27 protein-coding genes and 1 pseudogene are annotated in these 26,988 nt (G+C 59.6%); 15 read left to right on the top strand and 13 right to left on the bottom strand.

Annotated features, from left to right (window positions below):
* Positions 1 to 106 precede the first annotated feature (106 nt).
* Together ATI02_RS06620 and ATI02_RS06615 are read left to right on the top strand one after the other, a co-directional pair.
* Complete coding sequence (locus ATI02_RS06620) at positions 107 to 1,354, top strand: AAA family ATPase (protein ID WP_100845804.1); 1,248 nt, start codon at positions 107 to 109, stop codon at positions 1,352 to 1,354.
* Entirely contained in the window at positions 1,351 to 1,848 is a 498-nt protein-coding gene (locus tag ATI02_RS06615; RefSeq protein ID WP_100845803.1) for a hypothetical protein, read from the top strand. The genes ATI02_RS06620 and ATI02_RS06615 overlap by 4 nt, the downstream gene beginning before the upstream one ends.
* A 53-nt stretch (positions 1,849 to 1,901) precedes the next feature.
* Here ATI02_RS06615 and ATI02_RS33230 read toward each other — a convergent pair whose 3' ends face one another.
* Both ATI02_RS33230 and ATI02_RS33225 read right to left on the bottom strand, forming a co-directional pair.
* Positions 1,902 to 2,627 carry a methyl-accepting chemotaxis protein gene (locus tag ATI02_RS33230; protein ID WP_371857609.1) on the bottom strand — a complete coding sequence of 242 codons (726 nt, stop codon included), beginning with the start codon at positions 2,625 to 2,627 and terminating at the stop codon, positions 1,902 to 1,904.
* A 129-nt stretch (positions 2,628 to 2,756) separates the two neighbouring features.
* Positions 2,757 to 3,515: pseudogene (locus tag ATI02_RS33225) on the bottom strand (MCP four helix bundle domain-containing protein); the annotation flags it as partial.
* Positions 3,516 to 3,758: 243 nt separating this feature from the next.
* Between ATI02_RS33225 and sodC the strand changes: the two are divergent.
* The 3 genes from sodC to ATI02_RS06595 all read left to right on the top strand — a co-directional run bounded on the left by sodC (position 3,759) and on the right by ATI02_RS06595 (position 5,213).
* Positions 3,759 to 4,280 carry a superoxide dismutase family protein gene (sodC, locus tag ATI02_RS06605; RefSeq protein ID WP_095187535.1) on the top strand — a complete coding sequence of 174 codons (522 nt, stop codon included), beginning with the start codon at positions 3,759 to 3,761 and terminating at the stop codon, positions 4,278 to 4,280.
* A gap of 135 nt (positions 4,281 to 4,415) precedes the next feature.
* Positions 4,416 to 4,730, top strand: coding sequence for a DUF2388 domain-containing protein (locus ATI02_RS06600; protein WP_016983279.1), 315 nt, complete (start codon positions 4,416 to 4,418; stop codon positions 4,728 to 4,730).
* Between the two features lie 81 nt (positions 4,731 to 4,811).
* Complete coding sequence (locus ATI02_RS06595) at positions 4,812 to 5,213, top strand: hypothetical protein (RefSeq protein ID WP_170947214.1); 402 nt, start codon at positions 4,812 to 4,814, stop codon at positions 5,211 to 5,213.
* Here ATI02_RS06595 and ligD read toward each other — a convergent pair whose 3' ends face one another.
* From ligD to ATI02_RS06575, 4 genes are all read right to left on the bottom strand, one after another.
* On the bottom strand, positions 5,214 to 7,802 hold the full coding sequence (gene ligD, locus ATI02_RS06590; protein WP_100845801.1) for a DNA ligase D: 2,589 nt from the start codon (positions 7,800 to 7,802) through the stop codon (positions 5,214 to 5,216). It abuts the gene before it with no gap.
* 17 nt (positions 7,803 to 7,819) lie between these two features.
* Positions 7,820 to 8,773: a methyltransferase gene (locus ATI02_RS06585; RefSeq protein WP_095187532.1), complete on the bottom strand. Its 954-nt coding sequence runs from the start codon at positions 8,771 to 8,773 to the stop codon at positions 7,820 to 7,822.
* A gap of 11 nt (positions 8,774 to 8,784) precedes the next feature.
* Positions 8,785 to 10,161, bottom strand: a complete 1,377-nt coding sequence (locus tag ATI02_RS06580) for an iron-containing redox enzyme family protein (RefSeq protein WP_100845800.1) — start codon at positions 10,159 to 10,161, stop codon at positions 8,785 to 8,787.
* A gap of 163 nt (positions 10,162 to 10,324) precedes the next feature.
* A complete protein-coding gene (locus ATI02_RS06575; RefSeq protein ID WP_100845799.1) occupies positions 10,325 to 11,080 on the bottom strand; it encodes a tellurite resistance TerB family protein in 756 nt (251 codons plus the stop codon).
* A 259-nt stretch (positions 11,081 to 11,339) separates the two neighbouring features.
* Here ATI02_RS06575 and pcsA point away from each other — a divergent pair, with 259 nt between their 5' ends.
* Positions 11,340 to 12,062: a phosphatidylcholine synthase gene (gene pcsA / locus ATI02_RS06570; RefSeq protein WP_095187529.1), complete on the top strand. Its 723-nt coding sequence runs from the start codon at positions 11,340 to 11,342 to the stop codon at positions 12,060 to 12,062.
* 135 nt (positions 12,063 to 12,197) lie between these two features.
* Here pcsA and ATI02_RS06565 read toward each other — a convergent pair whose 3' ends face one another.
* Complete coding sequence (locus ATI02_RS06565) at positions 12,198 to 13,010, bottom strand: class I SAM-dependent methyltransferase (protein ID WP_095187528.1); 813 nt, start codon at positions 13,008 to 13,010, stop codon at positions 12,198 to 12,200.
* Between the two features lie 218 nt (positions 13,011 to 13,228).
* Here ATI02_RS06565 and ATI02_RS06560 point away from each other — a divergent pair, with 218 nt between their 5' ends.
* Complete coding sequence (locus ATI02_RS06560; RefSeq protein WP_095187527.1) at positions 13,229 to 13,690, top strand: GNAT family N-acetyltransferase; 462 nt, start codon at positions 13,229 to 13,231, stop codon at positions 13,688 to 13,690.
* Between the two features lie 17 nt (positions 13,691 to 13,707).
* Here ATI02_RS06560 and ATI02_RS06555 read toward each other — a convergent pair whose 3' ends face one another.
* From ATI02_RS06555 to ATI02_RS06545, 3 genes are read right to left on the bottom strand one after another with little or no spacing between them, the layout of a single operon-like run.
* Positions 13,708 to 14,919 carry a cytochrome c biogenesis protein DipZ gene (locus tag ATI02_RS06555; protein WP_100845798.1) on the bottom strand — a complete coding sequence of 404 codons (1,212 nt, stop codon included), beginning with the start codon at positions 14,917 to 14,919 and terminating at the stop codon, positions 13,708 to 13,710.
* Positions 14,920 to 14,968: 49 nt separating this feature from the next.
* The gene (locus ATI02_RS06550) at positions 14,969 to 15,223 is read right to left on the bottom strand and encodes a hypothetical protein (RefSeq protein WP_100845797.1); all 255 of its coding nucleotides are present in this window, start codon (positions 15,221 to 15,223) and stop codon (positions 14,969 to 14,971) included.
* A 27-nt stretch (positions 15,224 to 15,250) separates the two neighbouring features.
* Positions 15,251 to 15,517, bottom strand: coding sequence for a DUF2790 domain-containing protein (locus ATI02_RS06545; RefSeq protein WP_100845796.1), 267 nt, complete (start codon positions 15,515 to 15,517; stop codon positions 15,251 to 15,253).
* 305 nt (positions 15,518 to 15,822) lie between these two features.
* Here ATI02_RS06545 and ATI02_RS06540 point away from each other — a divergent pair, with 305 nt between their 5' ends.
* From ATI02_RS06540 to ATI02_RS06520, 5 genes are all read left to right on the top strand, one after another.
* Entirely contained in the window at positions 15,823 to 16,563 is a 741-nt protein-coding gene (locus ATI02_RS06540) for a response regulator (protein ID WP_100845795.1), read from the top strand.
* Positions 16,560 to 17,867, top strand: coding sequence for an ATP-binding protein (locus tag ATI02_RS06535; protein WP_100845794.1), 1,308 nt, complete (start codon positions 16,560 to 16,562; stop codon positions 17,865 to 17,867). The genes ATI02_RS06540 and ATI02_RS06535 overlap by 4 nt, the downstream gene beginning before the upstream one ends.
* 142 nt (positions 17,868 to 18,009) lie before the next feature.
* Positions 18,010 to 18,822 (top strand): hypothetical protein, encoded by an 813-nt coding sequence (locus ATI02_RS06530; protein ID WP_100845793.1) that lies wholly within the window; start codon positions 18,010 to 18,012, stop codon positions 18,820 to 18,822.
* 258 nt (positions 18,823 to 19,080) lie between these two features.
* Complete coding sequence (locus tag ATI02_RS06525) at positions 19,081 to 20,127, top strand: class I SAM-dependent methyltransferase (protein ID WP_100845792.1); 1,047 nt, start codon at positions 19,081 to 19,083, stop codon at positions 20,125 to 20,127.
* A gap of 54 nt (positions 20,128 to 20,181) precedes the next feature.
* Positions 20,182 to 21,024, top strand: coding sequence for an NAD-dependent protein deacetylase (locus ATI02_RS06520; protein WP_100845791.1), 843 nt, complete (start codon positions 20,182 to 20,184; stop codon positions 21,022 to 21,024).
* A 4-nt stretch (positions 21,025 to 21,028) separates the two neighbouring features.
* On the opposite strand, the gene ATI02_RS06515 is transcribed toward ATI02_RS06520, so the two are convergent.
* Entirely contained in the window at positions 21,029 to 21,904 is an 876-nt protein-coding gene (locus tag ATI02_RS06515) for a LysR family transcriptional regulator (protein ID WP_095187518.1), read from the bottom strand.
* 196 nt (positions 21,905 to 22,100) lie between these two features.
* On the opposite strand from ATI02_RS06515, the gene ATI02_RS06510 reads away from it, so the two are divergent.
* The 3 genes from ATI02_RS06510 to ATI02_RS06500 are packed head-to-tail and all read left to right on the top strand — an operon-like array spanning position 22,101 to position 24,682.
* Positions 22,101 to 22,799: a CoA transferase subunit A gene (locus ATI02_RS06510; protein WP_095187517.1), complete on the top strand. Its 699-nt coding sequence runs from the start codon at positions 22,101 to 22,103 to the stop codon at positions 22,797 to 22,799.
* A 24-nt stretch (positions 22,800 to 22,823) separates the two neighbouring features.
* Entirely contained in the window at positions 22,824 to 23,489 is a 666-nt protein-coding gene (locus tag ATI02_RS06505) for a CoA transferase subunit B (protein WP_100845790.1), read from the top strand.
* 11 nt (positions 23,490 to 23,500) lie between these two features.
* Complete coding sequence (locus ATI02_RS06500; protein ID WP_100845789.1) at positions 23,501 to 24,682, top strand: acetyl-CoA C-acetyltransferase; 1,182 nt, start codon at positions 23,501 to 23,503, stop codon at positions 24,680 to 24,682.
* 250 nt (positions 24,683 to 24,932) lie between these two features.
* On the opposite strand, the gene ATI02_RS06495 is transcribed toward ATI02_RS06500, so the two are convergent.
* Both ATI02_RS06495 and ATI02_RS06490 read right to left on the bottom strand, forming a co-directional pair.
* Complete coding sequence (locus ATI02_RS06495) at positions 24,933 to 26,252, bottom strand: Nramp family divalent metal transporter (RefSeq protein ID WP_100845788.1); 1,320 nt, start codon at positions 26,250 to 26,252, stop codon at positions 24,933 to 24,935.
* Positions 26,253 to 26,314: 62 nt separating this feature from the next.
* On the bottom strand, positions 26,315 to 26,854 hold the full coding sequence (locus tag ATI02_RS06490) for a chalcone isomerase family protein (protein ID WP_100845787.1): 540 nt from the start codon (positions 26,852 to 26,854) through the stop codon (positions 26,315 to 26,317).
* Between the last annotated feature and the right edge of the window lie 134 nt (positions 26,855 to 26,988).

Raw genomic sequence — 26,988 nt, 5'->3', positions numbered from 1 at the left:
AGGCTTCACTCGTTCCACATCCGGTTTCATTTGCGCCTCCCCTTTACCCCTCTCCCTGATATGCTTCACAGCATTACCGTATGTGCTCAACCTTTTGGAGTAATCAATGCCTCGCCTACGCGTCAAGCACTTTGGCCCTATCCGTGATGGTGTGAAAAACAATGGCTGGATAGAGCTCAAGCGCGTGACCGTGTTCGTGGGTAATCAGGGCTCAGGAAAAAGCACGTTAGCCAAGCTTTACTCGACCTTTTCATGGATCGAAAAAGCCCTGGAACGCGGTGATTACGATAAAAGCTGGTTCGAGGAAAATGATCGACTCACAAAAACATTTCTGAGCTACCACCGGCTAGAAAACTACGTTTCAGCCGATCAGAGAAACAAAACAGAAATCGATTACGAAGGTGATGCTTTCACGATCAAGTACGCTCGAGGCCAAATGCACATCACCAAGTCCAAGGCAAAGGAATATCACCTGCCTCAGATCATGTATGTGCCTGCCGAGCGAAACTTCATTTCCTATCTGAAGAATCCTGAGGAGCTACGGCTCTACTCCCCATCACTTACAGAGTTCCTAGCAGAATTTAACTACGCAAAGGAAAACATAAAAGGCTCCCTTTCTCTCCCGATTAACAATGCTGATCTCAAATACGATCTGCTCAAAAACACTTTGAGCATCAGTGAGTCCGCCTACACGCTGGAGTTGGCTGACGCCTCCAGCGGCTTCCAATCTGCCGTCCCCCTTCACTTGGTGAGTCAGTACCTGGCCAAACGCGTGTTTGAGCCCATAGCTCACCGACCGGACACGATGAGTTCCAAAGAGTTGGAGCGGTTCCGCAAAGAGACCTCAAAGCTTCTCACCGAGAATCTGACCATCGAACAGCAGCGTGCGTTGATATCTACGCTTTCCAAGCAATTCAACAAGACGGCTTTCATCAACATTGTCGAAGAGCCTGAGCAGAATCTCTACCCAACCTCACAATGGAGCGTTCTGCAAAGCCTTCTTGAGATTAGCAATCAAGGCGCTAACAACCAGTTAGTACTGACGACCCACAGCCCTTATGTAGTGAATTACCTGACCATTGCAGTGCAAGGCAAACAGCTCTACGACAATATTCTGAAAAAAACTCGTGATGGTAGCCTGATCGCCAAGCTTGCCAATGTAATTCCCCTGCAAGTCTTGCTTGATGCAGATGATCTGGCTATCTACCAAGCCGATGAAAAGACAGGAAGCATTGCAAAGCTGCCAATGGCTGAAGGTATTCCTTCTGATAGCAATTATCTCAACGAGTCGCTTCGCGAAGGCAATGACATGTTTGATCGTCTCCTGGATATCGAGGAGGAACTGGAGGCGTGAATTTTCTCGATAGCGAGTGCCAGACAGGCCCCTTCGACGATCTAGAGTTTGGCCTTTGCGACGATCAACCCTCAGAAGTCGCTTACGTTGCTCTCAATCATCGAGAACAGTGGATCGCCACTGTAAAAAACCCGAGTCGAAAGCGTGTCACTTTTACAGCAATCGACAAGTGCGTCATCAAAGACCACGAGGAGGCTGGTCGAGGACGCTGCGACTGCATGCTCACCACCGATGCTGCGATGTACCTCATAGAGCTAAAGGATTGGGGGCGAAGTAATTGGCAAAGCCACGCACTCGATCAACTAGAGTCGACTATCGAGTTTTTGCTTGCTACGCACGGTGAAGAGTTTCTGATCAACCACAGCCCCAAAAAAGCTTATGTATGTAACAGAAAAAAAGCGCCCTTCGTAGAAATTAATAATGTGCTGAAAAGGCGTTTTTCCAGGCACTACAACTTCCGCCTGGACATACAGACAACGGTCCAAATCGATTAAATCGATAAAGTGGCGGCGGTGAAAAAATCAGCTAGTTTGCTTACGAATAATATTCACAACCGAAACCGATCCACCGACTGCGCCAACTGCCCCGCCAGGCTCGACAGCTCATCCGTGGTATTCGCCGTCTGCCCGATCACCCGGCTATTGCCTTCGGACATCCCCGCAATCATCTCCACCTGATGGGCAATCTCGTTACTGGCCTGACTCTGTTCGCCAATGGTGCGGGTGATGTCGTTGACCAGTTGCGTGGTGCTCAATGTGGCCTCAAGGATCTCGCGAATCGCCCGTTCAACATCAGCTGTCACCGCCATGCCCTTGTCGACCTGCGCAACCCCGGCCTCCATGCTGCTGACCGCCTCGCGCGTGCTGTGCTGAATGCGCGCAACCATCGCGGCGATTTCCTGGGTTGAAGCGCTGGTACGGGCGGCAAGACTGCGCACTTCATCCGCCACCACCGCAAACCCCCTGCCCTGCTCGCCCGCCCGGGCAGCCTCGATGGCGGCGTTGAGTGCCAGCAGGTTGGTCTGGTCGGCGATGCTCTTGATCACCTGGATGATGTTGAAAATGGCTTCTGATTCCTGATCCAGCGTGCGGATCACCTGCGCCGACTGTTGCGCCGAACGGGCGATATCGTCCATGTCGCTGACCACTTGATGGATCACCTGCCCACCATTTTTGGCCAATGATTCGGCCTGATTGGCCATGCCCAGTGCACGTTCGGCATGCCGGGTGATTTCCTCGATGCTCGCGGTCATCTCGCTCGCGGCAGCGGCCATGGTGCCGGCCGCGACGCTTTGCTGCTGGCTGCTGTCGGCGACCTGGTGGCAGCCGTGGCTCAGTTGTTCGCTCATGCCGCTGACGCCGTGGGCGTTGCGCCGCACCACATCAATCATGTCGCGCAGATCGCGCTGCATGGTCGCCAGTGTGCGAATCAATACGCTGGCTTCGTCCTTGCCGGAGGGCTCGGCAATCGGTTCGCTGAGGTTGCCGTGGGCGATGCTCTCGGCAATACGACTGGCGGATCTGAGCGGCCCGAGGATGCTCGACATCACCCAGCGCCCTTGTGCCAGCAATAACAGCAGACTGACGATCAGCACTGCGCCAAGGGCGATGTTGGCATTGCGGATCGCCGTTTCCGTGCCCTGGCTGGTCTGCCGCGTATTGGTTTCAATCAATTCGCTTAACGCCGCCATCTGTTCTTCGAGCTGGCTGAACGCTGTGTTGAAGGTGCCCAGTTGTTGCTGCGCCGTTTCCGGGCTGTCCAGCGCCAGTCCGACAATCCGCTCGCCCGTGTCGATGTAAGTGTCGAGGCTCGGTTTGATCTGTTCCAGCGCCGAGCGCAACGTCGGGTTGACCGGCAATTTGAGATTGTCATCGAGCACTTCGCGAAAGTGTCCCGCGTGTTCATTGATCGAATCACGCACCTCGGTCGCCGAACTGGTGCTTTTGCCCAACCCCACCAGTAGCGCCGAATAGACATCGGCGCGCAGGGCGTCGTGCATCATGTCGGCTTCCATGTGATTGCGCAGCGCGCTCATGCTCACTGCGTTGTCGCTGACCGCCGACGCCATCCGCAGATTACCCACGTAGCTGACCAGACTCACTATCAAGGCTGTCAGCAGACTGGTAACAATCAGCAACACTAAACGCAGTTTGATCGACACCGTGAAATTCTCCCTGGGCACGCTGCAAAGCGCTTGTCAGACCTTGAGTTAAGCCTATTTGCGCCAATCTGCCGCGACGCAACGTGTCAGCGAATGTCCGGGCTGGCAGGCAACACCGGCAAAACTTTCGGATTGTGCACCGAGTCTCACATTGCAATGCCGTCGGCAGCCTTCATCGCCCGTTAATGCGTACAGGCTATTAAGTCGGCCTTCTGAACACTCGTGCAGCAAAAAGGAACGCTTATGAAACGCGCACTATGGTTGGGTCTAGTCAGCACTCTGGCGATCGGCACCGCGCAAGCGGCAAGCGAAAAAGTCGCCATCAATCTGGTCAGCGCCGAGGGTGCGCCGCAGGCAATCGGGGCTGTCACCATCAGTGAGACACCGTATGGCTTGCTGTTCACGCCTGACCTGAAATCCCTGCCGGCCGGTGTGCATGGTTTTCATGTCCATGAAAACGGCAGCTGCGAGGCGGGCATGAAAGATGGCGTCAAAGGCGCCGCACTCGCGGCCGGTGGCCATTTCGACCCGCAGAAAACCGGCAAGCATCTGGGCCCTTACGCTGACGGGCATCTGGGCGACCTGCCGGCGGTCTACGTGACGGCTGACGGCGTCGCCAGTTATCCGGTGCTGGCGCCGCGCCTGAAGAAAATTGCCGAGATCAAAGGCCACGCGCTGATGATCCATGCCGGCGGTGATAACCATGCCGACATGCCCAAACCGCTGGGTGGCGGCGGCGACCGCATGGCCTGTGGCGTGATCTGAGCGCAACAAATCGGGCAACCCGCAATGGCGTTGCCCGACGCCATCCGATCATCGACACGGAACTACCACCCTCCGAGCCCCTCTCACATTATGTAGTACTTCCCTTTTGCTTCGCGCTTGTGGAGGAATACCGTCATGCGCAAGTTAGTGCTCGTTTCTTCTTTACTCTTATGCCTGCCGGTCGGTTCCGCACTGGCCCGTGTCGATGCGGGCGATGTCGCGACTTCGGCGGGTGTCTCCGCGTCGCTGTACTCGACCTTCAAGGATCACAAAATGGTGATTCCGGCCCGTGACGACCTGTCTGCATTTGTCGCCAGTGGCGGGGCCATTCGTGGGGTTTATCTTGAGTCGGTGCTGCAACAGGTTCGTCAGGACAATCCCGGCATCAATGCCAGCGATGAAGACCTGGCCAATGCGATTCTGGTGCATTACGAGGGGCTGAATCAGTAAGCCGAGAGGAACGCGGCCGCCGATGGATGGCAGCTCAAGGCTGATAGGCAAAACTGTCCGACGGCCTCTATGATGGAGGCCATGACGACTTCCGCGCCCCTGCGCTCACCCTGCCCGCCCGGCGCCTGCATTTGCGGGCGCGACCCGTTGCTGGAGATGCCCGGCGCGGATTTGCGCATCCTGCGCCTGACCCGCGAGGAAGAGAAACGCTTGCTCGCGCGCCTGGAAACGCTCAAGGACCTGGCTGACCTCAGGCATCTGCAACAGCGCATGTATGAGCAACTGGGCATTCGCGTTGATGTCGCACCCGGTTTCAATGAAGTGCGCACGATGCGCGGCATTGCCATACAGATCGATGAGTTGCCCGGCCTGTGCCGCAAGACACGCCAGGCCATTCCGGCGGCGATTCGCCGAGGTCTGGAAAATCACCCGCAAATCGCCTTCGAATTGCTCAACGCGCACGACTTGCTGCGCGACACCTGATCACTTTTTCATGCCGACCCGTTTGCGCATCTCCGCGGTGATGCTCTGACGGGTTTTCTTCATGTCCGCCCACGGCTCATCACCGACCTCCGCCAGCCGCTCATGGACGTTGTGCACGTTCCACTGATTGCCGCCCTTGATCTCGGCCACCTCTTCGCGAAACAGCGGCACGGACACCGGCAGGCCTTCGCGAGTACGCGCGGCATAAGCACAAATGGTGGTGGCGCCCAAGCCATTGCGCAGGTAATCGATGAAGATTCGCCCCACACGATTTTTTGGCCCGGACACCGCCGAAAATCGATCCGGCAGCAGTTTGGCCATGTGACTGACAATGGCGTGACTGAAGTCTTTAACCTCGTCCCAACCGAGTTTGCGGGTCAGCGGCACCACCAAGTGAATACCCTTGCCGCCACTGGTCTTGAGAAAGGCTTTGAGCCCCAGTTCATCCAGCACCGTTAGCGTCAGCGCGGTAGCTTCGACCATACTTTTCCATGGCAGCGCCGGGTCCGGATCGAGATCGAGGACGAAGCGATCGGGCTTCTCCAGATCAACCGTGGTGGCATTCCAGGTGTGCAGTTCGACGGTGCTCATCTGCACCGCGCCGATCAGCGCTTCGGCGTTGTTGATCAGCATCACCGGTTGGCCGGTAACATCTTTGTCCAGCGTGGTAATGCCGGGGATCGCCAGGCGCTCGGCATTCTTCTGGAAGAACAATTCGCCAGCGATGCCATCCGGCGCCCGCACCAGCGCCACCGGGCGATCCTTGAGTTGCGGCAGGATCCATTCGGCAACGCTGGCGTAATACTCGGCCAGTTGCATTTTGGTGGTACCGCTGACGGCGTCGATCACCCGGTCCGGGTGGGTGATGCGCACTTTGCCGTTGGCCAGGCCGAGTTGCGATGGCGCGGTTTCGGCTGTCGGCGGCTTGCTGGCGGCGGCTTTTTTCGCCGGTTTCTTTGCGGCGCTCTTCTTTTGGGGAGTCTTCACGGGCTTCGCTCGCTCCTCGCTGATGTCCTTGGCCGGTTTGTCATCGCGCAAACCATGGAACACGGCGTGGCGCACCGAACCGTCCTTGGTCATTTCAGCGAACGCCACCTCTGCCAGCAACTTCGGTTTGAGCCAATGCACGCCTTTGGCTTCAAAGCCGCTTGGCGGATTGACCATCGCGGCCTGCTTCGCCTGCAACGGTTTGAGCCGGGCGAGGATGCTTTTCAGCGTGGTTTCATTGAACCCGGTGCCGACCTTGCCGGCGTAGCGCAATTCGCCACTGTCGCGATCATGCAGGCCCAGCAGCAATGCACCGAAGGCGCTGCGCGAGCCTTTGGGATCGGTATAGCCGACGATCACGAATTCCTGACGGTGTTTGCACTTGAGCTTGATCCAGTCGCCGCTGCGCCGCGATACATAAGCCGAGCCTAGACGCTTGCCGATCAGGCCCTCCATCTGCATCTGGCAGGCACTGTTGAGCAACGCCTCCGGGGTTTCATCGAAGGCTTCGGAGAAGCGCAACAACGGTTGCTCATGCGCGCCGAGCACCGTGGCCAGTGCCGCGCGGCGCTCCTCCACCGGCACTTCGCGCAGATCGACACCGTTGAGGTACGGCAAGTCGAACAGGTAGTAGAGGATGTCAGTGCCTTTACCGGAATCGAAGGCGTTTTGCAGGGCCTGAAAGTCCGGCACGCCGTGTTCATTGGCGACCACCATTTCACCGTCGAGCCAGGCCGATTCCAGGCCCAGTGCGACAAGCGCTTGGGCCTGTTTCGGTAACTTGTGCGTCCAGTCGTGACCATTGCGGGTGAACAGTTGCACCTGACCATGATCGATCCGCGCCATGATCCGGTAGCCGTCGAACTTGATCTCGTAGCTCCACTCCCCTTGCGGCGCACTGTCCACCAGCGTCGCCAGTTGCGGCTTGAGCTGCGCCGGGATTTTCGCCTTGTGTGCGCCCGCAAGCTTGCCCGACGCCGCCTTGCGAGACTTGGGCCGCGTCTTCTCCTGCCTGGCCACCAGCTTGGGTTTATCGACCAGAGTGCGTTCGCTCAGCACGCTGTCCGGCTCGGCGACCAACACGTCGTAATCATCCTGCGGGCGGGCGGCATTGTCTTGATGCTTGATCAGAAACCAGTTTTCCTTCTTGCCCGGCATGTGCGTGCGCACCAGATTCCAGACCCCGGCGAGTTTTTCGCCCTGAAGCTCGAATTTGAGCTTGCCCTTAGCGTACGCCTGCTGCGGATCCTCCAGCGGAATCCACACGCCGCGATCCCACACGATCACATCACCGGCGCCGTAATGCCCCTCGGGAATACTGCCTTCGAACGTCGCGTAGTCCAGCGGATGGTCTTCGACATGCACCGCCAGACGCTTGACCTTGGGGTCGAGCGACGGCCCCTTCGGCACCGCCCAGCTTTTCAGCGCCCCATCGAGTTCCAGGCGAAAGTCGTAATGCAGGTGCGAGGCGTCATGTTTCTGGATGCAGAACTGCAGAGCGTGTTCCGCAGCAGTCTTCTTGCCCGAACGCTTGACGGCGGCCGGCTCCGACGTCGCCGAGAAATCGCGCATGCGGTTGTAGTCGTCGAGGTTTCTGCTCATGGCGCACCTGCCTGGTTTCAGCCTGTCCGAGTCACGGTCAATACCACCGCAGCGATTCGGTCGACCCGTTGATAACCGGGATTGAGCAGCTCTTCACCGAACACATCAGGATCGATTTCCCGGTACGTCCAGCCGAACCGCGCTTGATCCAGCCGCGGCAGCACCGTGTCGAGAAACGGATCGCGGCCATCGACCATCGCCACCCCGGTGTAGAGCAGCAACGAGCCGCCGGGGGTCAGCCGGTTGAGTGCCTGCTCGACGATGCGCAGCGACAGGCCTGCGCCCAGCGTGCCGCCGCCATGGCGGTAAGCACGCTCCGCCGGGTCGGCCATGTACGGTGGATTGGCGACAATCAGATCGAATTCGCCGTCGACCCCTTGCAGCAGGTCACTGGCGTGCGCCTCGACGCTGGCAACGTCTGCCAGTGCCGCGTTGATTTTGGTCAGGCGCAGCGCGGCGGGGTTGATATCCAGCGCCAGCACTTGCGCTTCGCGGCGGGCGCGACCGATCAGAATCGCGCCGACACCCGCACCGCAGCCGATGTCCACGGCGCGGTGGATCGGCGCGAAATTCTGTTGCAAGTGAGCGTGAATCACTTGCGCGAATCGATAGGTATCCGGGCCGAAAAACACCGAGTCGGCCGCGTCGGTGGGAAACGCCGAATGGACAAACAGCAGATCATCCAGGCTCGACCAGCGCACACGACTTTTCAGATGGCCTTCGTAGGTATCGATGACTTGAGCTTCCTGTAACTGCCGTTGCTCGTCAGCAGACAACAGTCCCGGTTCGAAGGGGCGCGACCAACCAAAGACATCGCGCAGGGAGTCAGCAAACTGGCCCTCGTCGCGCTGGTTGACACGCTGATGGGTCAGCGGTGTCGGCGTGATGAAACGGTAACCATCAGCCTGCAAACGCCGCCCCAAATGCAGCAGGGCGAGATCGTGGGTGGACAGTTGTTCTTCCTGATTCATTGAGGATGTCCTTATGGCAAACGAGATTTCAGTTCGATGAACCGGCGGGTGGCGAGCAGTCCGGCAGGATGCGCGTGCCGTGCCGGCGCAAGCCAAGGGATCAGGATCGCCATTTGTGCGTGGCCGTCCTGCCCATGCAGCGCCTCGTTGAGCTGCTGTACATCGGGATCCTGTTCGGGCACCTCGATGGGCGCATTGACCGGCGCGTGTCGACGCAACGCCGCGGCTTTTTTCGCGGGTTTCCAGTCACCGGCAATCCAGTCGTGCACCAATTGTTTTTCGTAGGCACTGAACACGCCGAACATCGCCGCGCCGTCGCCATCGATCAACTGCCAGAAACGGCTGTTCTGGGGGTCTTCGTGGCGCTTGATCCAGCCTTTATCCTGCAGTGCTTGCAGGAAACCGGGCAGATGCTGCGGCTCGGCCAGCCACTGGTTGACGGTTTTGCCTTCAAAGCGGCAATAGTCCGAGTGCATGTGCTGGGCGAACGGGCACTTGCGTTCGAGCATCGCGAGCAATTCGCTGTGCAGATCGAACCCTTCGATGATCGCGCGGCTGCCCAGCCCCAGATCATTGAGTCGATAACCCAGCGATACCCTGCGCAGAAAATCGGCGCGATCAGCCTCAAGCGGCAACAGATCCAGCACCGCTTGCACGGCTTTTTGCGCATGGCCGGTGCTGGCGTTGTCGATGGTCACATGCAGGGTGAAATAGTAAGGATCGATGCCCAGCTCACTGAGTTCGTAACTGCTGATCAGCAAGTGCAAAGGCAATTGCTCATAGCCGAGGTTGTAGCCAATCACCTCCGGCAAAAACTCATCGCCGCAGACACCAAGCGCCAATTGCAAAGCCCCTTGCAGGTAACGTTCATCGTCGAGGGGGCTGGCGTTTTCCAGATCGTGTTCAGCGAGCAGTTTGCGGTAGATCACCACATGGTTTTGCGCCGGATTGCCCTCGCCGAGTTCTTCCAGATAGGTGCAGAGCAAGCCGCTGAAACGCGGGTCGCGCCAATGCTGCAACAAGCCATATAACCAGGCGCCGTCAACCCGCTTGGTCGGCGCCACCGCTTGCAAGAAGTACAGCGCATGCGCCTTGCTGCTGAAGAATTGCCGTGGCCCGCCGGCCTTGCGTTGTTGCAGGTAATCGGCGTATTGCCGGGCAACATCGGCACAATGCGCAGCGACCCAGGCGTACCAGGTGGATGGATCTTCTGGCAGCTCCTCGGGCAACTCTGCAGCACATTTCAGCTGTTCAGTCAGGAATGCGCGCGCGAGGGCGTGTGGGTTGTCTTCGCGCAGCAGCGCTTGATAAATGCCACGAATATTTCCGGCGGGATCTATCGCTTGTGGTTGGGCAGGCGCAGCTTGCAGGCGTGTCAGGACAGTCATGGCAATGTTCTCGGTCGGTTTGGCAGGACGCTGTTTCGTACGTCTCTACAGAAGCAGAGAGGCGCTGCGTGCCAAAAATTCAATCGACGTGAAAATTGCCCGGACGGACGGCGAGCCTCCGCCCCTGGAGTTACGGACGAAGGCTGAGATCATCGGTACCGGGTTAAGCCGTGCCTTTGGCCTGCTGCTCCAGATGCACCTGTAACTCAGGATCAATCTGCAACGCCGCCGCCAGTTCATCCAGATAATTGCGTTCGGCGTCTTGTTGGTCGTCCACCAGCATCACGCTGGCCAGGTACATTTCGGCGGCCACTGCCGGGTCGTTGTTGGCGGATTGTGCGACCTCATTGGGGTCGAGGGGTTTGGCGACTTCGGCGTCCAGCCACTGCTGCAATTGCGGATCATCGGTGTGTTTGCCGATTTCGCTGCTGATCAGGTGCTTTTCTGTCTCGTCAATGCGGCCATCTGCCTTGGCGGCCGCGATCAATGCGCGCAGCACGGCGTGGCTGTGTTCTTCGATTTCCGGGCCGGCGAGCAGATTGGCCGTTTGCGGCGTCTGTTGCGGTGCCGCACTGGCCTGGCTGCGCTGCCAGGCCTGATACGCCTGGTACGCCATCATGCCCAGCGACGCCAGCGCCGCATAATTGGTCCCGCCAGAACGACTTTGCGTGCCACCACCGCCAAGTGCGCCACCCAAGCCGCCAGCACCGCCGCCGAGCAGCCCACCGAGCAGACCGCCCAGTCCGCCAAGCCCACCCGCAGGAGAGCCACCGCGAGTGCCAGTGGAATCGGCACCACCGAGCAAACCGCCCAGCAATCCACCGAGACCACCCAGCCCACCACCGGCCGAGGCGCCACTTTGTTGTCCTGCCGAGGCCTGGCCCCGCAGCAGTTGTTCAAGCAAATCGCTGGTGTTCATGACGTCATCCTCAGGCATTGGCATTGACTGCGTCTGGCAACGATAGACCCCTGCGGCCATTGCGCCAACACCGTTTGGCTGAGGCCGATAAAGCCTGCCGATTTCGCCTGCGTATTTTTTCCGAGGCCAGCTAAGATTCAAGGAGGGTGAACCTTATCCCGGCCAAACCGGTCGATAGCTGCAACCCGACCCGGTTTGCCGGCATCCTTGCAACTCAAGGGTGATAACCGGCTAGCTTCACTTTCTGGAGAACGCCCCCGTGATATCAACCGTCCACATTGCCAGGCTCAAGGCCTGGGGCGCCCATGGTTTTACCGCGACCGGCGTGGTCACGGCGTTTCTGGCCACCCTCGCCCTGCTGGAAAACCAGCCCGTCCATTGCCTGATGTGGCTGGGTGTGGCGCTGATCGTCGATGGCCTCGACGGCGCACTCGCGCGCAAGGTCAATGTGCAATCGGTGCTACCGAGTTTCGACGGTTCGATCCTCGATCTGGTGATCGATTACCTGACCTACGTGTTCATTCCGGCACTGTTCATCTATCGCTACATTCCGCTACCCGACTACACGCTGTTGCTGACGGTATCGCTGATTCTGGTGTCATCGCTGTTCTGCTTCTGCAACGTCAACATGAAGAGCAAGGACAACTACTTTGTCGGTTTCCCGGCCGCGTGGAACGTGGTTGCGTTGTGTCTTTACATTATCGGGCCTGGGCCGTGGATTACCTTCCTGACCGTGATCGGGCTGGCGCTGCTGACGGTGACGCGGATGAAGTTCCTGCACCCTTTCCGCGTGCGCCGGTTCATGCCGATCAATATTGCCGTGACGGCGATCTGGTTGCTGTGCAGCCTGTCGCTGGTGCTCAATCACCCGGTGATCAACCCGATGGTGATGGGTTTGTGGTTGCTGATGTCGGCGTACTTCCTGGGGATCTGCATCTGGCGTACGGCGCTGGAGTGGTTTGATCGCTCGCAGGTGAAGTAGTCCCCAGATACAACACATTCCCCCTGTGGGAGCGGGCTTGCTCGCGAATGCGCAGGTTCAGTCGACTTATTCAGTGACTGGCAGTCCGTATTCGCGAGCAAGCCCGCTCCCACAGGGAGATGTTGTTAATCTGGACTAGCGCTTGGTAATCACCACCTCCAGATACTCACTGGGCACCACCAGCGAGTCCTGCCCCGCCCGGTTCGACCGGTTCAGCAAGTCCGCCAGATCACTTTCCAGCGCCTGACCGCTTTCCGGCGGCAGCGCTGCGAAGGCCTTGTGCACCGGCCCGTACCAATGGCGGAAGATATCAATGAAATGCGCCGCCGAGCGGTAGCGGAAGTTGAAGCTGCGGCGAGTCACCTGCACGACAAAATCCTTATCCTTGAAGTGCTCATGCAACCACACTTCCGTGCCCCAGTTTGAGGGCGGTTGCGCAATGGCTGGCGGCGGCAGATGCCGGCCAAGGGTCTTGAACATCTGGCCGACGAAGCCTTCCGGCGTCCAGTTGGCCAGACCGATCCGCCCCCCGCGTCGGCAAACCCGCCCCAGTTCGGCGGCAGCGGTGGCTTGATCCGGGGCGAACATCACCCCGAACGTCGACAACACCGCAGCAAAACTGCCGTCGGCAAACGGCAACGCTTCGGCGTCGGCGACCTGAAAAGTCACGTCCAGATGCTCGGCCCGCGCGCGGTCCTGGCCACGTTCAAGCAGCGCCGCAACGTAATCGGTGGAAGTGACCAGACAACCGCGCCGTGCCGCCGCCAGCGTCGCGTTACCGTTGCCGGCCGCAACGTCCAGCACTTGCTCATCACAGCGCAGGTCGCAGGCTTCGGCGAGGTTCTCGCCGACAATCTGCAGCGTCGTGCCGATCAAGGCATAGTCGCCACTGGCCCAGGCGACTTTCTGGCGTTCTTTCAAAGCGCTCAGATCAATTGGGGGACTCATCGATGGGTGCTCCGCAACCGGTGGCCGACAATAACCCTGTTCGCTCACTATCGCGCCGAGGCTGCCCGACGTCCTTGCCGGTCGTCTGCCAGGCCCGCAAAACAGTGATCTGGCCGATGAGTGGAAGGGTTTTGTAAAGCGCGCGAAACACTGAGAAGTTGCCAACCCCTGTGCTGATCAGCTTCTATGCGGGCGAACTTCACGAATGGAATCCGCCAATGTCTATCCGCCTCGAATGGCTGAGTCAGTGCATGCAGCACAGCGACACCTATGCCGCCTGGATCCATCAGCAATTTGATTACGAATATGCCCATCAGCCCTTGAGCGAGTGGCAGCGGGAATTTGCCGAGGGCCAAAGCAATGGCGACTGGTCTTGTCTGGTTGCGCTGGACGGTGAACGGCTGGTGGGCGGCGCGGCGCTGGCCCGCGACGATCTTGCTCAGCGCCCCGATCTTGGCCCTTGGCTGGCCTGTGTATTCGTCGATCCCGCCGCTCGCGGGCAAGGTCTGGCGGAGCAGTTGATCGAAGGGATTTGTCGGGAGGCAACACAACGCGGTCTGCCACGTCTTTATCTGCATACGCAGACCAAACAGGCGTACTACGCCAAGCGCGGCTGGCAAGTCATGGAGCGTTTTCGCGCCTGGGACAACGACCAATGGCTCATGGTGCGTGACCTCTGAGCCATTGAATTCAACGATCAGGCTGCAGGCACTTTGGCCTCTTGCAGCAGTTGTTGAATCATTTGCTCCTGCGCCGCGTAACTGCCTTCGCCGAAGTGGCTGTAACGCAGCTGGCCTTTGGCGTCGATGAGGTAATGCGCCGGCCAGTACTGATTATCGAAATTGCGCCAGATCGCATAGTCGTTGTCGATGGCCACCGGGTAGGTGATGCCGAGTTTCTTCACCTGATCCTTGACGTTGTCGATGATCCGCTCGTAGCCGTATTCCGGGGTGTGTACGCCGATCACCACCAGACCATCCTTTTCGTACTTCTTCGCCCAGTCTTTGACATACGGCAGGGTGTGCTGGCAGTTGATGCAGTCGTAGGTCCAGAAATCCACCAGCACCACTTTGCCGCGCAGCGACTCGGCGCTCAGTTCCGATGAATTCAGCCATTGCACCGCACCCGCCAGAGACGGCATCGCGCCTTTGCTGTTATCCATCATCGACTCCGCACGAACCTTGCTGACAACGTAGTCGACCACTTTCGGCACGCTTTCCAGCACGCTTTTTTCGAGGCTGGCGACGCCTTCGGAGGAAGTGCCGGCCAGTAGCGTTTTATCGGCACCGGTAGAAATCACCGCCGCCGTAGCGAGCACCGCAACACCGGCACCCCGGCGCAACCAACCGGTGAACGGGATCGATGGTTTCAAGCGGTTGACCAGCCCACGACCGGCGAAAATCAGCGTCCCCAGCGACAAGGCACTGCCCGCGCCGTACGCCAGCAATAACAGGCTGGTCTGTGCATTGGCGCCCTGCAGCATCGCACCGGTGAGGATCACGCCAAGGATCGGCCCGGCGCACGGAGCCCACAACAGACCGGTGGCGACACCCAGCATGATCGACCCCGTCGGGCCGGCCTTCTTGCGCGTCCCTGGGTCGAGACGGTTGCCGAGCATGACAAACGGCCGCGTCAGCCAATCTCCAACGCGCGCAGAAATCAGCGACAGGGCGAACAACACCATCACGATCAGCGCGATGTGGCGGCCGCTGTTACTGGCTTGAATCACCCATTCGCTGCTCACCACGGCCAGGCTGGCAACCAAGGCAAAGGTCAGGGCCATGCCGCCGAGGGTCAGCAGGATCGAGGCACGGCTGCGATTCGCCCCGGCAAACAGAAACGGCACCACCGGCAGGATGCAGGGGCTGAGGAGGGTCAAGAGACCACCGAGGAAAGCGATGAGATACATGAAGATCACCCTTTACGAATGTGAACCCAGAACCTTTGTGGCGATGGACTCAAGCGCTCTGGCTTTGCAGCCACTGCCCCTGCGGTGTGCGACTGGCGCCGTTTTCGGCAACCATTTGTCCTTGTCGCGTGCGGCTGGAACCGTCGGCCGCGATCAAGGCATCGGCGCCCTGTTTGGTCAGCGGCGTCAGTTGCAAGCAAGTGCCCCCGGGGCAGCTATGCTGTTCAACCGCAGCATTGGCATGGGCGGCTGCACTTGCGAAAGCGAAAGCAACAACAGTCAAAAAGCGCGATACGTTGTTCATGGTGAGGCTCCTGAAAGGGTTGATGACTCAGTTTTCGCCGAGGCAGTTATCCGCAAACTTTTGGTAATCCAGCGCTTGGGTTTTGCCCGCCGAATCCAGGTAGGTCATGCGTGCCTCGACAATGCCGCAGTTCACCGAGGTGTCCTCTTTCATCGAGAGGACTTTCTGGATGTCCAGGTGCGTACCGTAGGTGTAGGTTTGCGGGGTGACATTGGCCGCTTCGGCGCGGGCCGACAGGGTGCAGATGTTCACGGCGGCGAACAGGCAGGCGGCGATCACGGATTTAGTATTCATGGCATATTCCTCAAGGCTTCAATGAGTCAATCGTTGGTTGAGCCGAGGCGGTGTGGGTAGGCCTCGATGGGGCCTATTTGAGGCTTGCGAGGTATCGCCCATGTGTCAGGAAATGGCCGCTATCGATCGCTGTGTATCTGTGCCGGGCGCAGATACACAGCGATACAGAACCCTGGAAATTTCGCCTTTTTGCTTCGCCGTGTATCGCACGTGGTGCCGGATACACTGCAATACAAAGCCAGGCAGGCGAGCCGGCACAGGCTCGATAGACTGCAACCCATCCCCCTTGATAGAGGTTTGCCCCCATGGAGCATGTCGATCACATTCTCATCGTCGACGACGACCGCGAGATCCGCGAACTGGTCGGCAATTACCTGAAGAAAAACGGCCTGCGCACCACCGTGGTCGCCGATGGCCGGCAAATGCGCAGCTTCCTCGACACCAACACCGTTGACCTGATCGTGCTCGACATCATGATGCCGGGCGACGATGGGCTGCAGTTATGCCGCGAGTTGCGCGTGGGCAAACACAAAGCCACGCCGGTGCTGATGCTGACCGCGCGCAACGATGAAACCGATCGCATCATTGGCCTGGAAATGGGCGCCGATGATTACCTGACCAAGCCCTTCGCCGCCCGTGAGCTGCTGGCGCGGATCAACGCCGTGCTGCGACGCACACGGATGCTGCCGCCGAATCTGGTGGTCACCGAGGCCGGGCGCTTGCTGGCGTTCGGTCGTTGGCAACTGGACACCTCGGCGCGTCATCTGCTGGACAAGGACGGCACGATGGTCGCCCTCAGTGGCGCCGAATACCGTTTGCTGCGCGTATTCCTCGATCACCCGCAGCGGGTGCTCAGCCGCGATCAACTGCTCAATCTGACCCAAGGGCGCGACGCTGACCTGTTCGACCGCTCCATCGATTTGCTGGTCAGCCGCCTGCGCCAGCGTCTGCTCGACGATGCACGCGAGCCGGCCTGTATCAAAACCGTGCGTAGCGAAGGCTATGTATTTTCGTTGCCGGTGGAGATCCTCGGGGCGTCGGCATGAGCGGCACCCTGCACTGGCCGCGCACGCTGGCCTCACGGTTGTCGCTGATCTTCCTGATCGGGCTGATCCTCGCCCAGGCGCTGTCATTCGGTGCGCAGTATTACGAGCGCTACCAAAGCGCCAAAAGCACCATGCTCAACAACCTCGAAACCGACGTCTCGACCTCGATTGCCATTCTCGACCGCTTGCCCGCCGCAGAACGGCCCGCCTGGATCGAACGGCTGACCCGGGCGCATTACACCTATTTGTTGAGCGCGGGCCAGGCGGGGCCGGCGCTGGGCTCGGCTGATGTGCCGGTTGCCGTCACCTCGATCACAGCGGCCATCGGCGACGAATACCCGCTGACCTTCACCGATATCCCCGGGCCGCAACGGCACTTTCAGGCGCATTTGCGCCTGCGCGACGGCAGCCCGCTGACCATCGATGTGCGTCCGGCCATGCCGCCGCTGTCGCCCTGGCTGCCGGCGGTGCTGCTCGGGCAACTGGCGCTGCTGATCGCCTGCACCTGGCTGGCCGTGCGCATCGCCCTCCGTCCCCTCGCCCGCCTCGCCAACGCCGTGGAAAGCCTCGACCCCAACGCCCACCCGGTCAATCTGGACGAGCGCGGCCCGACCGAAGTGGTTCACGCGGCGCGCGCCTTCAATGCGATGCAGGCGCGCATCGCCGCGTATCTGAAGGAGCGCATGCAACTGCTCGCGGCGATTTCCCATGACCTGCAAACGCCGATCACCCGGATGAAATTGCGTGCGGAGTTCATGGACGATTCGGTCGAGAAAGACAAACTGTGCAATGACCTCGGTGAGATCGAGCATCTGGTGCGTGAAGGCGTGGCGTACGCTCGCAGCATCCACGGCTCGACCGAGGAAAGTCGGCGCATCGATCTCGATTCGTTCCTCGACAGCCTGGTGTTCGACTATCAGGACATGGGCAAGGATGTGCAGCTTCACGGCAAAAGCCATGCGGTGATCGACACCCGCCCGCAAGCCTTGCGCCGGGTGCTGGTGAACCTCACCGATAACGCGCTGAAATTTGCCGGTGCCGCCGAACTGCGGGTCGAGACAGCGGCGAACGGACTGTCGGTAGAAATCCTCGATCGCGGCCCGGGGATCGCCGAAGAGGAACTGGCGCAGGTCATGCAACCGTTCTACCGCGTGGAAAACTCGCGCAACCGCGACACCGGCGGCACGGGCCTCGGGCTGGCCATCGCCCAGCAACTGGCTGCAGCCCTGGGTGGCTCACTGACCCTGAGCAATCGCGAGGGGGGCGGGCTTTGTGCGCAACTGCGGCTTGAGCGGCAGGTTTGAGTCAGTGGAAGGCTACGTTAAGTGCAAGTATCTGGAGCGTTGGAATAACCAGCTCGGTGTTTATACCTGTCAACTTTGACAGGTTCGTGACGCGTCAGTGAGCTATAGACTGGATTTTCCATAAGCCTTCGGGATACAGATCATGAGTACGAACACGCTACCGACTAAAGGGCAAGTGACGGCGAAACTCTACAACCTGGAAGACTTCGAAGCCGCCGATCATTTGTCTTGCAAAATAAACTCGACGCATTTGTATATATCCGCCACTGACAAGATCGGAACAGATGCCCGAGGCTTCTTGTTCAATGTCGCTCTTGACAAGCTTCCGACTTCAGGTGAACCGGCCACATTCGCGTTGGGAAGCGGCAATAGTGAGGCAAGCGCCAATCTTATCTACCATTTCCTCATGCTCCCGGCCAAAGAGGGCAGTTTGACTCTGCGATACTTCGGGGCGCAGCAGAAAGTGACCGGTGAGTTCCAGTTCAAGGCCGACGAAAAATTTATTGTCAGCGACGGAAAACTTGCGCTGGAGGGCGTACAGGAGGAATTGATCAACAGCGCTCAGACTTTCACCGCCGAACTTAGTGGGGGCATCACCAGTTCCTTTGAAGCTGAAACAATTTACGTCACCCACTCCGCCCAAGAGGGATATATTTCGTTGATCGCCTATCAAACGGTCGAAACACCCTCTGGATTTGAGCAAATCCAGGTAAACCTGTTTATTTCCGACAAGCTCAAATCAGGCACGCACACGTTCGACAAGACAAACACAGACGTTCGCGCAGCTTACATTTGGCGCTCTGCAGCCTACCTGTCCCAAACGGGAGAGCTGGTTCTTCTCAAAGACCCTTCCAAGGATCTCATTGTCGCTAAGCTGTGCTTCGACGCATTGGTACTCGACGCAGAGCATATGAAAATGGGACTGAAAGATGGGCAAATCAACTATTGCGCCTGAACCCATCAAGTGAAACGCCTCCAAAAGCCCTGCACAACCGCTGGCAGCCAGCATTCGCCAGCAGGTTGACTTCATCGACCTGATACCCCGCCTAAAAAGCAGCATGGCTCCGTTACCGCGCTAGACTCTGTTATTACCCAGTCGAGGGGGCCGCAGGGCGCAGCGAACGCCCTGCCTGTATCCCCGACCACCGCCCGGTGGCGCATGCCTCGACCCTCAACGCCGCCGGACTGTGATCCTGTTTCAGGAGCACGCATGATGGACGAGGCCCGACTCAACGAATTCATGGGCAAACTGGTCAACGACATGGGCGGCGCGGCGATGCTGGCCAATGTCATCGTCGGTGAAGAGCTCGGGTTGTACCGGGCGATGGCCGACAGTCAACCGATCAGCCCCGAAGCCCTCGCGGCGAAAACCACCTGCAACCCGCGTCTGGTGCGCGAATGGCTCAGCGCCCACGCGGCGTCCGGCTACATGGAGCACCACGACGGCCAGTTCCGCCTGCCAGAAGAACAGGCGCTGGCGCTGGCGGTTGAGGACTCGCCGGTGTACGTCGCCGGCGGTCTCGGCGTGGTGGCGTCGTTTTTCCACGACAAGGACAAACTGGTCAAAGCCATGCGCGGCAATGGCGCCCTGCCCTGGGGCGATCATCATCCGTGCATGTTCACCGGCACCGAACGGTTCTTCCGCCCTGGCTACAAAGGCCATCTGATCGCCGAATGGCTACCGGCGCTGGAAGGCGTGGTGACCAAACTGGAGAGCGGCGCCAACGTCGCCGACGTCGGCTGCGGCCACGGCGCCTCGACGGTGATCATGGCTCAGGCGTTCCCCAATTCGCGCTTCAGCGGTTTCGATTACCACGCGCCATCCATCACCGTTGCGACCCAACGCGCCGAGGAAGGCGGGGTCAGCAGCCGGGCGAAATTCTTCCAGGGCTCGGCGAAAAACTACCCTGGCGACGATTACGACCTGATCTGTTATTTCGATTGTCTGCACGACATGGGTGACCCGGTCGGCGCGGCTCGCCACGCCTACAACTCGCTAAAGGACGACGGCACGGTGTTGCTGGTCGAGCCATTCGCCAACGATACGCTGGATGACAACATCAACCCGGTCGGGCGCCTGTTTTATGCGGCGTCGACGTTCATTTGCACACCCAACTCACTCTCTCAGGAAGTCGGCCTCGGCCTCGGCGCACAGGCCGGTGAAATGCGTTTGCGCAAAGTGTTCAGCGAGGCGGGTTTCAAACACTTCCGACGCGCCACGCAAACACCGTTCAACCTGATTCTGGAGGCGCGCAAGTAAGTCACGCGGATCGCGTGCTAACCTGCTGGCACCGTCCTCCCCGGAGCGCTGACCATGCTCGACAGCCCGATCCGCGAACACCTCGACACGCTGCAACAGGCGATGGCCGATGGCGACTTTCTGGTACTGACCGGTGCCGGCATCAGCACGCCGTCGGGCATCCCCGATTACCGCGACAGCGACGGTGTGCGCCGAGGCCGGCAGCCGATGATGTATCAGGAATTCCTCGCAGCTCCCGAGTCGCGCCGTCGCTACTGGGCACGGGCGATGCTCGGCTGGCCGCGGGTGCGTCAGGCGCGGCCGAATGCGGCGCACGAGGCGCTGGCCAGTTTGCAGAGTCATGGGCGGATCAGCGCGTTGATCACGCAAAACGTCGACACCCTGCACGATCAAGCCGGCAGTCATGACGTGATCGAATTGCATGGCAGTTTGCATCGCGTGCTGTGCCTGGATTGTGGCCAGCGCAGCGAACGGGATGCGATTCAGCGCTTGATGGAACTGCACAACCCGTATCTGGCGGGCGTCGATGCGGTGCAGGCGCCGGATGGCGATACCTTGCTCGACCCGGCATTCGAGGCGCGGTTTCAGGTACCGCACTGCCCGCATTGCGCCGGTGAACGGATGAAGCCGGACGTGGTGTTTTTCGGCGAAAACGTCGCACAGGCCACGGCGGCCCGCGCCATGGCAGCGGCGCAGAATGCGGCGGGGATGCTGGTGGTAGGCTCTTCGTTGATGGCGTATTCGGCGTTTCGTCTGTGCCGGGTGATCGCCGACCGTGGCAAGCCGTTGATCGCGATCAATCTGGGCAAGACCCGGGCGGATGATTTGCTGGATTTGAAGATTGAAGGGGCGTGCGAACAGCTTCTGCCGCTGCTGACACAACGCCTGACCTCCTGAATATTCAATGTTCGGTTTTAAGAATATCGAACAACGCCTGCGCCGCCGCCGACAACTCATTCCCCGGCTCGGTCAGCACGCCAATCGCCCGCTCCACCGAGTCATTGAGCGTCAGGCAATGCGCCCCCAATTCCTGCATTTGTTCGGCACACAGCGCTGGCACCGCGCTCACCCCCAACCCACTGGCGACCATTCGCCCGACCGTCGCCAACTGATGGCTCTCGAACTCCACCGGCAGCTTCATGCCTCGGGCCTGCAAGTGTTCTTCGAGCATCACCCGCACCGTCGATGGTCGCTGCAAGGTGATGAACGGTTCCTGCAACAAGGTTTGCCAATCTACTTCGGCACGATCCGCCAGCGGCGAATCCTGCGGCACCACCGCGACAAAACGATCCATATAAAGCGGCGTGAACGTCATCGAGGTGTTCTGCATCGGTTCGAACGCCACACCCAACTCCACTTGTCGGTCGCGAACCATCTCCAGCACTTGCTCGTTGATCACGTCATTCACCGTCACGTTGACGTTTGGATACCGCGCGCGAAAAGTCTTGAGAATCGGCGGCAGCAAATTACCGGCAAACGACGGCATCGCCGCCAGCGTCACCCGCCCACGCTGTAGGCTGAAGCGCTGGCGCATTTCGTCTTCGGCGTTGTCCCAGTCGGCGATCAGGCGCCTGGCCAGTGGCAGCAGCGACTCACCCTCCGCCGTCAGCGCGACGTTGCGGGTGTTGCGACTGAACAGGCGGCCACCCAGGCCCTCCTCCAGCGCCTTGATGGTCAGGCTCAGGGCTGATTGCGACAGGTGCAAACGCTCACAGGCCACGGCGAAACTCAGGCTCTGGGCGACCGCCAGAAAGGCGCGGATCTGTTTGATGGTCATATTGAAGCCTCGGGACTCTCGGTACATGATCGTTCCCACGCGGAGCGTTGGAACGATCAAAGCAGCACGCCACAACGTGACTATTGAGTTTTATCTATCAATCAACCTTAAAAATCAACTTAACAAATATATCCACCGGTGCGACACTCCAGTCATTCGGCTAGCCAGCCGCCCGCAAATAATAAAAGAGGTGCATATGGCAGGTTTCGACAAGCGCGTGAGTTCCTACGAGGAAGCCCTCGCCGGGCTGGAAGACGGCATGACCGTCATCGCCGGCGGCTTCGGTCTGTGCGGCATTCCGGAAAACCTGATCGCCGAGATCAAGCGCAAAGGCACCCGCGACCTCACCGTGGTTTCCAACAACTGCGGCGTCGACGGTTTCGGTCTTGGCGTACTGCTGACCGACCGCCAGATCAGCAAGGTTGTCGCCTCCTATGTCGGCGAAAACAAGTTGTTCGAAGAGCAACTGCTCAAAGGCGAAATCGAAGTCATCCTGACCCCGCAAGGCACCCTCGCCGAGAAAATGCGCGCGGGCGGCGCCGGCATCCCGGCCTTCTTCACCGCCACCGGCGTCGGCACCCCGGTTGCCGAAGGCAAAGAAGTGCGCGAGTTCAACGGTCGCAAATACCTGATGGAAGAATCCATCACCGGCGACTTCGCCATCGTCAAAGGCTGGAAAGCCGACCATTTCGGCAACGTCATCTACCGTCACACCGCGCAAAACTTCAACCCGCTGGCCGCCACTGCCGGCAAGATCACCGTGGTCGAAGTCGAAGAAATCGTCGAACCCGGCGAACTGGACCCGGCACACATTCACACCCCGGGCATCTACGTCGATCGGGTCATTTGCGGCACGTTCGAAAAACGCATCGAACAGCGCACCATCCGCAAATAATTCAGGCTGACGGAGAATAACAACATGGCACTTTCCCGCGAACAAATGGCTCAGCGCGTCGCCCGCGAAATGCAGGACGGCTACTACGTGAACCTCGGCATCGGCATTCCGACCCTGGTCGCCAACTACATCCCCGAAGGCATGGAAGTCATGCTGCAATCGGAAAACGGCCTGCTCGGCATGGGCCCTTTTCCGACTGAAGAAACCATCGACGCCGACATGATCAACGCCGGTAAACAAACCGTGACCGCGCGCATTGGCGCGTCGATCTTCTCCTCCGCTGAATCCTTTGCGATGATCCGCGGCGGCCATGTCGACCTGACCGTGCTGGGCGCGTTTGAAGTCGACGTCGAAGGCAACATCGCCTCGTGGATGATCCCCGGCAAACTGGTCAAGGGCATGGGCGGCGCGATGGATCTGGTGGCTGGCGCCGACAACATCATCGTCATCATGACCCACGCGTCCAAGGACGGTGAGTCCAAACTGTTATCCAAGTGCAGCCTGCCGCTGACTGGCGCCGGGTGCATTAAACGTGTGCTGACTGACCTGGCCTACCTGGAAATCGAAAATGGCGCTTTTGTCCTCAAGGAACGCGCACCTGGCGTCAGCGTCGAGGAAATCGTCGCCAAGACCGCTGGTAAACTGATCGTCCCGGATCACGTACCGGAAATGCAGTTCGCTGCCCAGTGAGGAAGTCGAAAATGCAAGACGTTGTCATTGTTGCCGCCACGCGTACCGCGATCGGCAGTTTCCAGGGTTCCCTGGCCTCGGTATCCGCAGTCGATCTGGGCGCGGCGGTGATCCGCCAGTTGCTCGAACAGACCGGTCTGGACGGTGCCCAGGTCGATGAAGTGATCATGGGCCAGGTGCTGACTGCCGGCGCTGGCCAAAACCCGGCGCGTCAGGCCGCGATCAAGGCCGGCCTGCCCCACGCCGTGCCGGCCATGACCCTGAACAAGGTCTGCGGCTCGGGCCTCAAGGCCCTGCACCTCGGCGCGCAAGCGATCCGTTGCGGCGATGCCGATGTGATCATTGCTGGCGGTCAGGAGAACATGAGCCTGTCCAACTACGTGATGCCGGGCGCACGCACCGGTCTGCGCATGGGTCACGCGCAAATCGTCGACACCATGATCAGCGATGGCCTGTGGGATGCGTTCAACGATTACCATATGGGCATCACTGCCGAGAACCTGGTCGACAAGTACGAGATCAGCCGCGAGCAGCAGGACGCCTTCGCTGCCGCCTCGCAGCAGAAAGCCGCCGCTGCCATTGAGGCCGGTCGCTTCGTTGAGGAAATCACCCCGATCCTGATTCCGCAGCGCAAGGGCGATCCGGTTGCGTTTCAGGTCGACGAACAACCGCGTGGCGCCACCACCGCCGAATCCCTGGCGAAACTGCGCCCGGCGTTCAAGAAAGACGGCAGCGTCACGGCCGGTAACGCCTCGTCGCTGAACGACGGCGCCGCTGCGGTCATTCTGATGAGCGCCGAGAAAGCCAAGGCGCTCGGTCTGCCGGTGCTGGCGAAAATCGCTGCGTATGCCAACGCCGGCGTCGACCCGGCGATCATGGGTATCGGCCCGGTCTCGGCCACCCGCCGCTGCCTGGACAAGGCAGGCTGGGACATTGGTCAACTTGACCTGATCGAAGCCAACGAAGCCTTCGCCGCGCAATCGCTGGCGGTGGCCAAGGATCTGCAATGGGATCTGGACAAGGTCAACGTCAACGGCGGCGCCATCGCCCTCGGTCATCCGATCGGTGCGTCGGGCTGCCGAGTGCTGGTGACGCTGCTGCACGAGATGATCAAGCGTGATGCGAAGAAAGGTCTGGCGACCCTGTGCATTGGCGGCGGTCAGGGTGTGGCATTGGCGCTGGAACGCGGTTAAGCAAGAGGTTCAACGGTGGACGGCGGATCCACGACATCCGCCGTTTGCCGGCAACAAAAACCCGGTGCAGTTTGCGTTGCACCGGGTCTTTTTTTGTCTGGATTTTACAGGCTGGCCTTGAAGGCCCCTTCGCGAGCAAGCCCGCTCCCACAGGGTTGGTGGGTGTACACAATATTTGTGAATAACACCAACCACTGTGGGAGCGGGCTTGCTCGCGAATGCGTCAGTCCAGCCAGCACAAAACTCCCAGTCAGCCAGCCAACTGCAGAATCAACCACGCGTTCGCCCCACTGATCACCGCAAACAACCCCCACGCCAACACCCGGGTCGGCCAGCGGTTCACAAACGGCCCCATCAATTGCTGGTCATTAGTCATGCGAATCAGCGGATACAGGGCAAACGGCAACTGCAAACTCAACACCACCTGGCTCAACACCAGCAGCTTGCCCACCGCGTTATCGCCCATCAGCCACACACCGATAAACGCCGGAATCAGCGCCAACCCACGGGTGATCAAGCGCCGCTGCCAGCAGGGAATCCGCAGATTCAGATAGCCCTCCATGATCACCTGGCCGGCGATGGTTCCGGTAAAGGTCGAGCTCTGCCCCGAGGCCAGCAACGCCACGCCGAACAACACACTGGCCAGCGCACCGCCGACCAGCGGATCGAGCAAGTGATAGGCATCTTGAATATCGACCACGTCGGTGTGCCCGGACTGATGAAACGCTGCCGCTGCGAGAATCAGAATCGCCGCGTTGACCAACAATGCCAGTGCCAGCGAACCGATGGTGTCGATGCGCGCCAGTTTCACCGCATCCTGCTTGCTCGCCAGGTCCTTGCCGATCATCCGTGTCTGCACGATGGACGTATGCAGGTAAAGGTTATGCGGCATCACCGTGGCCCCGAGGATACCGATCGCCAGGTACAACGGCGCGGCATCGCTGATCGCCGCCAGTGACGGTTTGAAGCCTTGGGCGACGTCCGGCCAGTAGGGCTTGATCAGCACCAGTTCAACGAATAAACACACGCCGATGGTCGCGACCAGTACTAGCATGATTGCTTCCAGCCGACGGAAGCCACGGTTCTGCAGGGCCAACACCAGCAACGTGTCGAATGCGGTCAGGGCAATGCCGAAGGACAGTGAACAACCGAGCAACAAGTGAAACGCCAGCGCACAGCCGAGGACTTCGGCAAGGTCGGTGGCGATGATCGAAATCTCCGCCAATATCCATTGCAGCCGCGCCGTCGGGGTGCTGTAGCGTTCGCGGGACAATTGCGCCAGATCACGCCCGGTGGCGATGCCCAGGCGCGAACACAGGCACTGCACGACCATGCCCGCCAGACTCGCCAACAACACCACGAACAGCAGGCTGTAGCCAAAACGCGAGCCGGCCTCGATCGCGGTCGCCCAGTTGCCCGGGTCCATGTAGCCGATCGACACCAGCAAACCGGGGCCGGCGAAACGCAGCACACGCTTGAAGAACGAGGCGGTCGGATCCACCGCAACACTGCCGGCCACTTCCGGCGGGCAAAACGGCGCGGTGGCGATTTTGGGCAAGCTGAATTTCACGCACACATCCAGAAACAAGTCGAAAGACGCAGCTTAGACGTTTCAACCCCTTTGATGAAAGCTCAAGACCCCGTCACGCCCAGCAACTGCTGGCGCAGTTCAGGATTGCGCGTACGCGGATTCAACCAGATATCAAAAAATGCCCGGGCGAACTGCGGGTCGGCGATCTCATGCTGCAACTGCTGGCCAACAAAAAAACGTGCGCCCTGCCCCGGTAAATACACTCCGGTGATGCGGGTGCCAGCCTGGACATCGACGAACGCCTGCTGCATCTGCGTCTGCCAGCCGGCCAGTTGTGCCGGGGTGACAGCGGCGCCATTCAGACGCTTGATTTCATCAACGCTGGCTTCGACCAGATCGTCGCGGGAAATCTTTCGGCGATAGATCAACTCCAGCGCGAAAGGCTGCCCGTCCGCCAGCGGCTGCGCAGTACTCCACAACCTTGCGTTGTAAACATCGAAACCAAACACGCTGAAGTCGCCGCTGCCAATGATCCTGGCGCCGGGAACTTCGTCCTGCCAGTTGGCCCAGGCAGGCGCGACCAGCAAGGCCCACAAGGTTATAGCGCAGCACCCACGCAAGACATTCTGTGTTCTGTTCATCACGCCATTGACTCCGGCAAACCCATACAGGCAAAGCATAGCCGGTATGGCCTCGATACTTTGTATACAAAAATCACTCACATAGGCAGCAATACGTTGACCGCGATGCTACCGTAGCCGTCTCTCACCCGACG

The sequence above is a fragment of the Pseudomonas baetica genome (assembly GCF_002813455.1).
Classification (GTDB): Bacteria; Pseudomonadota; Gammaproteobacteria; order Pseudomonadales; family Pseudomonadaceae; genus Aquipseudomonas; species Aquipseudomonas baetica.
This window is presented reverse-complemented; position numbering and strand designations above follow the sequence as displayed.

Excerpts from the sequence above, each read along its gene's own strand:
- ATI02_RS06620 (WP_100845804.1), top strand. The coding sequence starts at position 107 with ATGCCTCGCCTACGCGTCAAGCACTTTGGCCCTATCCGTGATGGTGTG.
- ATI02_RS33230 (WP_371857609.1), bottom strand. The coding sequence starts at position 2,627 with ATGGCCGCTGCCGCGAGCGAGATGACCGCGAGCATCGAGGAAATCACC.
- sodC (WP_095187535.1), top strand. The coding sequence starts at position 3,759 with ATGAAACGCGCACTATGGTTGGGTCTAGTCAGCACTCTGGCGATCGGC.
- ATI02_RS06600 (WP_016983279.1), top strand. The coding sequence starts at position 4,416 with ATGCGCAAGTTAGTGCTCGTTTCTTCTTTACTCTTATGCCTGCCGGTC.
- ATI02_RS06595 (WP_170947214.1), top strand. The coding sequence starts at position 4,812 with ATGACGACTTCCGCGCCCCTGCGCTCACCCTGCCCGCCCGGCGCCTGC.
- ligD (WP_100845801.1), bottom strand. The coding sequence starts at position 7,802 with ATGAGCAGAAACCTCGACGACTACAACCGCATGCGCGATTTCTCGGCG.
- ATI02_RS06585 (WP_095187532.1), bottom strand. The coding sequence starts at position 8,773 with ATGAATCAGGAAGAACAACTGTCCACCCACGATCTCGCCCTGCTGCAT.
- ATI02_RS06580 (WP_100845800.1), bottom strand. The coding sequence starts at position 10,161 with ATGACTGTCCTGACACGCCTGCAAGCTGCGCCTGCCCAACCACAAGCG.
- ATI02_RS06575 (WP_100845799.1), bottom strand. The coding sequence starts at position 11,080 with ATGAACACCAGCGATTTGCTTGAACAACTGCTGCGGGGCCAGGCCTCG.
- ATI02_RS06565 (WP_095187528.1), bottom strand. The coding sequence starts at position 13,010 with ATGAGTCCCCCAATTGATCTGAGCGCTTTGAAAGAACGCCAGAAAGTC.
- ATI02_RS06560 (WP_095187527.1), top strand. The coding sequence starts at position 13,229 with ATGTCTATCCGCCTCGAATGGCTGAGTCAGTGCATGCAGCACAGCGAC.
- ATI02_RS06555 (WP_100845798.1), bottom strand. The coding sequence starts at position 14,919 with ATGTATCTCATCGCTTTCCTCGGTGGTCTCTTGACCCTCCTCAGCCCC.
- ATI02_RS06550 (WP_100845797.1), bottom strand. The coding sequence starts at position 15,223 with ATGAACAACGTATCGCGCTTTTTGACTGTTGTTGCTTTCGCTTTCGCA.
- ATI02_RS06545 (WP_100845796.1), bottom strand. The coding sequence starts at position 15,517 with ATGAATACTAAATCCGTGATCGCCGCCTGCCTGTTCGCCGCCGTGAAC.
- ATI02_RS06540 (WP_100845795.1), top strand. The coding sequence starts at position 15,823 with ATGGAGCATGTCGATCACATTCTCATCGTCGACGACGACCGCGAGATC.
- ATI02_RS06535 (WP_100845794.1), top strand. The coding sequence starts at position 16,560 with ATGAGCGGCACCCTGCACTGGCCGCGCACGCTGGCCTCACGGTTGTCG.
- ATI02_RS06530 (WP_100845793.1), top strand. The coding sequence starts at position 18,010 with ATGAGTACGAACACGCTACCGACTAAAGGGCAAGTGACGGCGAAACTC.
- ATI02_RS06525 (WP_100845792.1), top strand. The coding sequence starts at position 19,081 with ATGGACGAGGCCCGACTCAACGAATTCATGGGCAAACTGGTCAACGAC.
- ATI02_RS06520 (WP_100845791.1), top strand. The coding sequence starts at position 20,182 with ATGCTCGACAGCCCGATCCGCGAACACCTCGACACGCTGCAACAGGCG.
- ATI02_RS06515 (WP_095187518.1), bottom strand. The coding sequence starts at position 21,904 with ATGACCATCAAACAGATCCGCGCCTTTCTGGCGGTCGCCCAGAGCCTG.
- ATI02_RS06510 (WP_095187517.1), top strand. The coding sequence starts at position 22,101 with ATGGCAGGTTTCGACAAGCGCGTGAGTTCCTACGAGGAAGCCCTCGCC.
- ATI02_RS06505 (WP_100845790.1), top strand. The coding sequence starts at position 22,824 with ATGGCACTTTCCCGCGAACAAATGGCTCAGCGCGTCGCCCGCGAAATG.
- ATI02_RS06500 (WP_100845789.1), top strand. The coding sequence starts at position 23,501 with ATGCAAGACGTTGTCATTGTTGCCGCCACGCGTACCGCGATCGGCAGT.
- ATI02_RS06490 (WP_100845787.1), bottom strand. The coding sequence starts at position 26,854 with ATGAACAGAACACAGAATGTCTTGCGTGGGTGCTGCGCTATAACCTTG.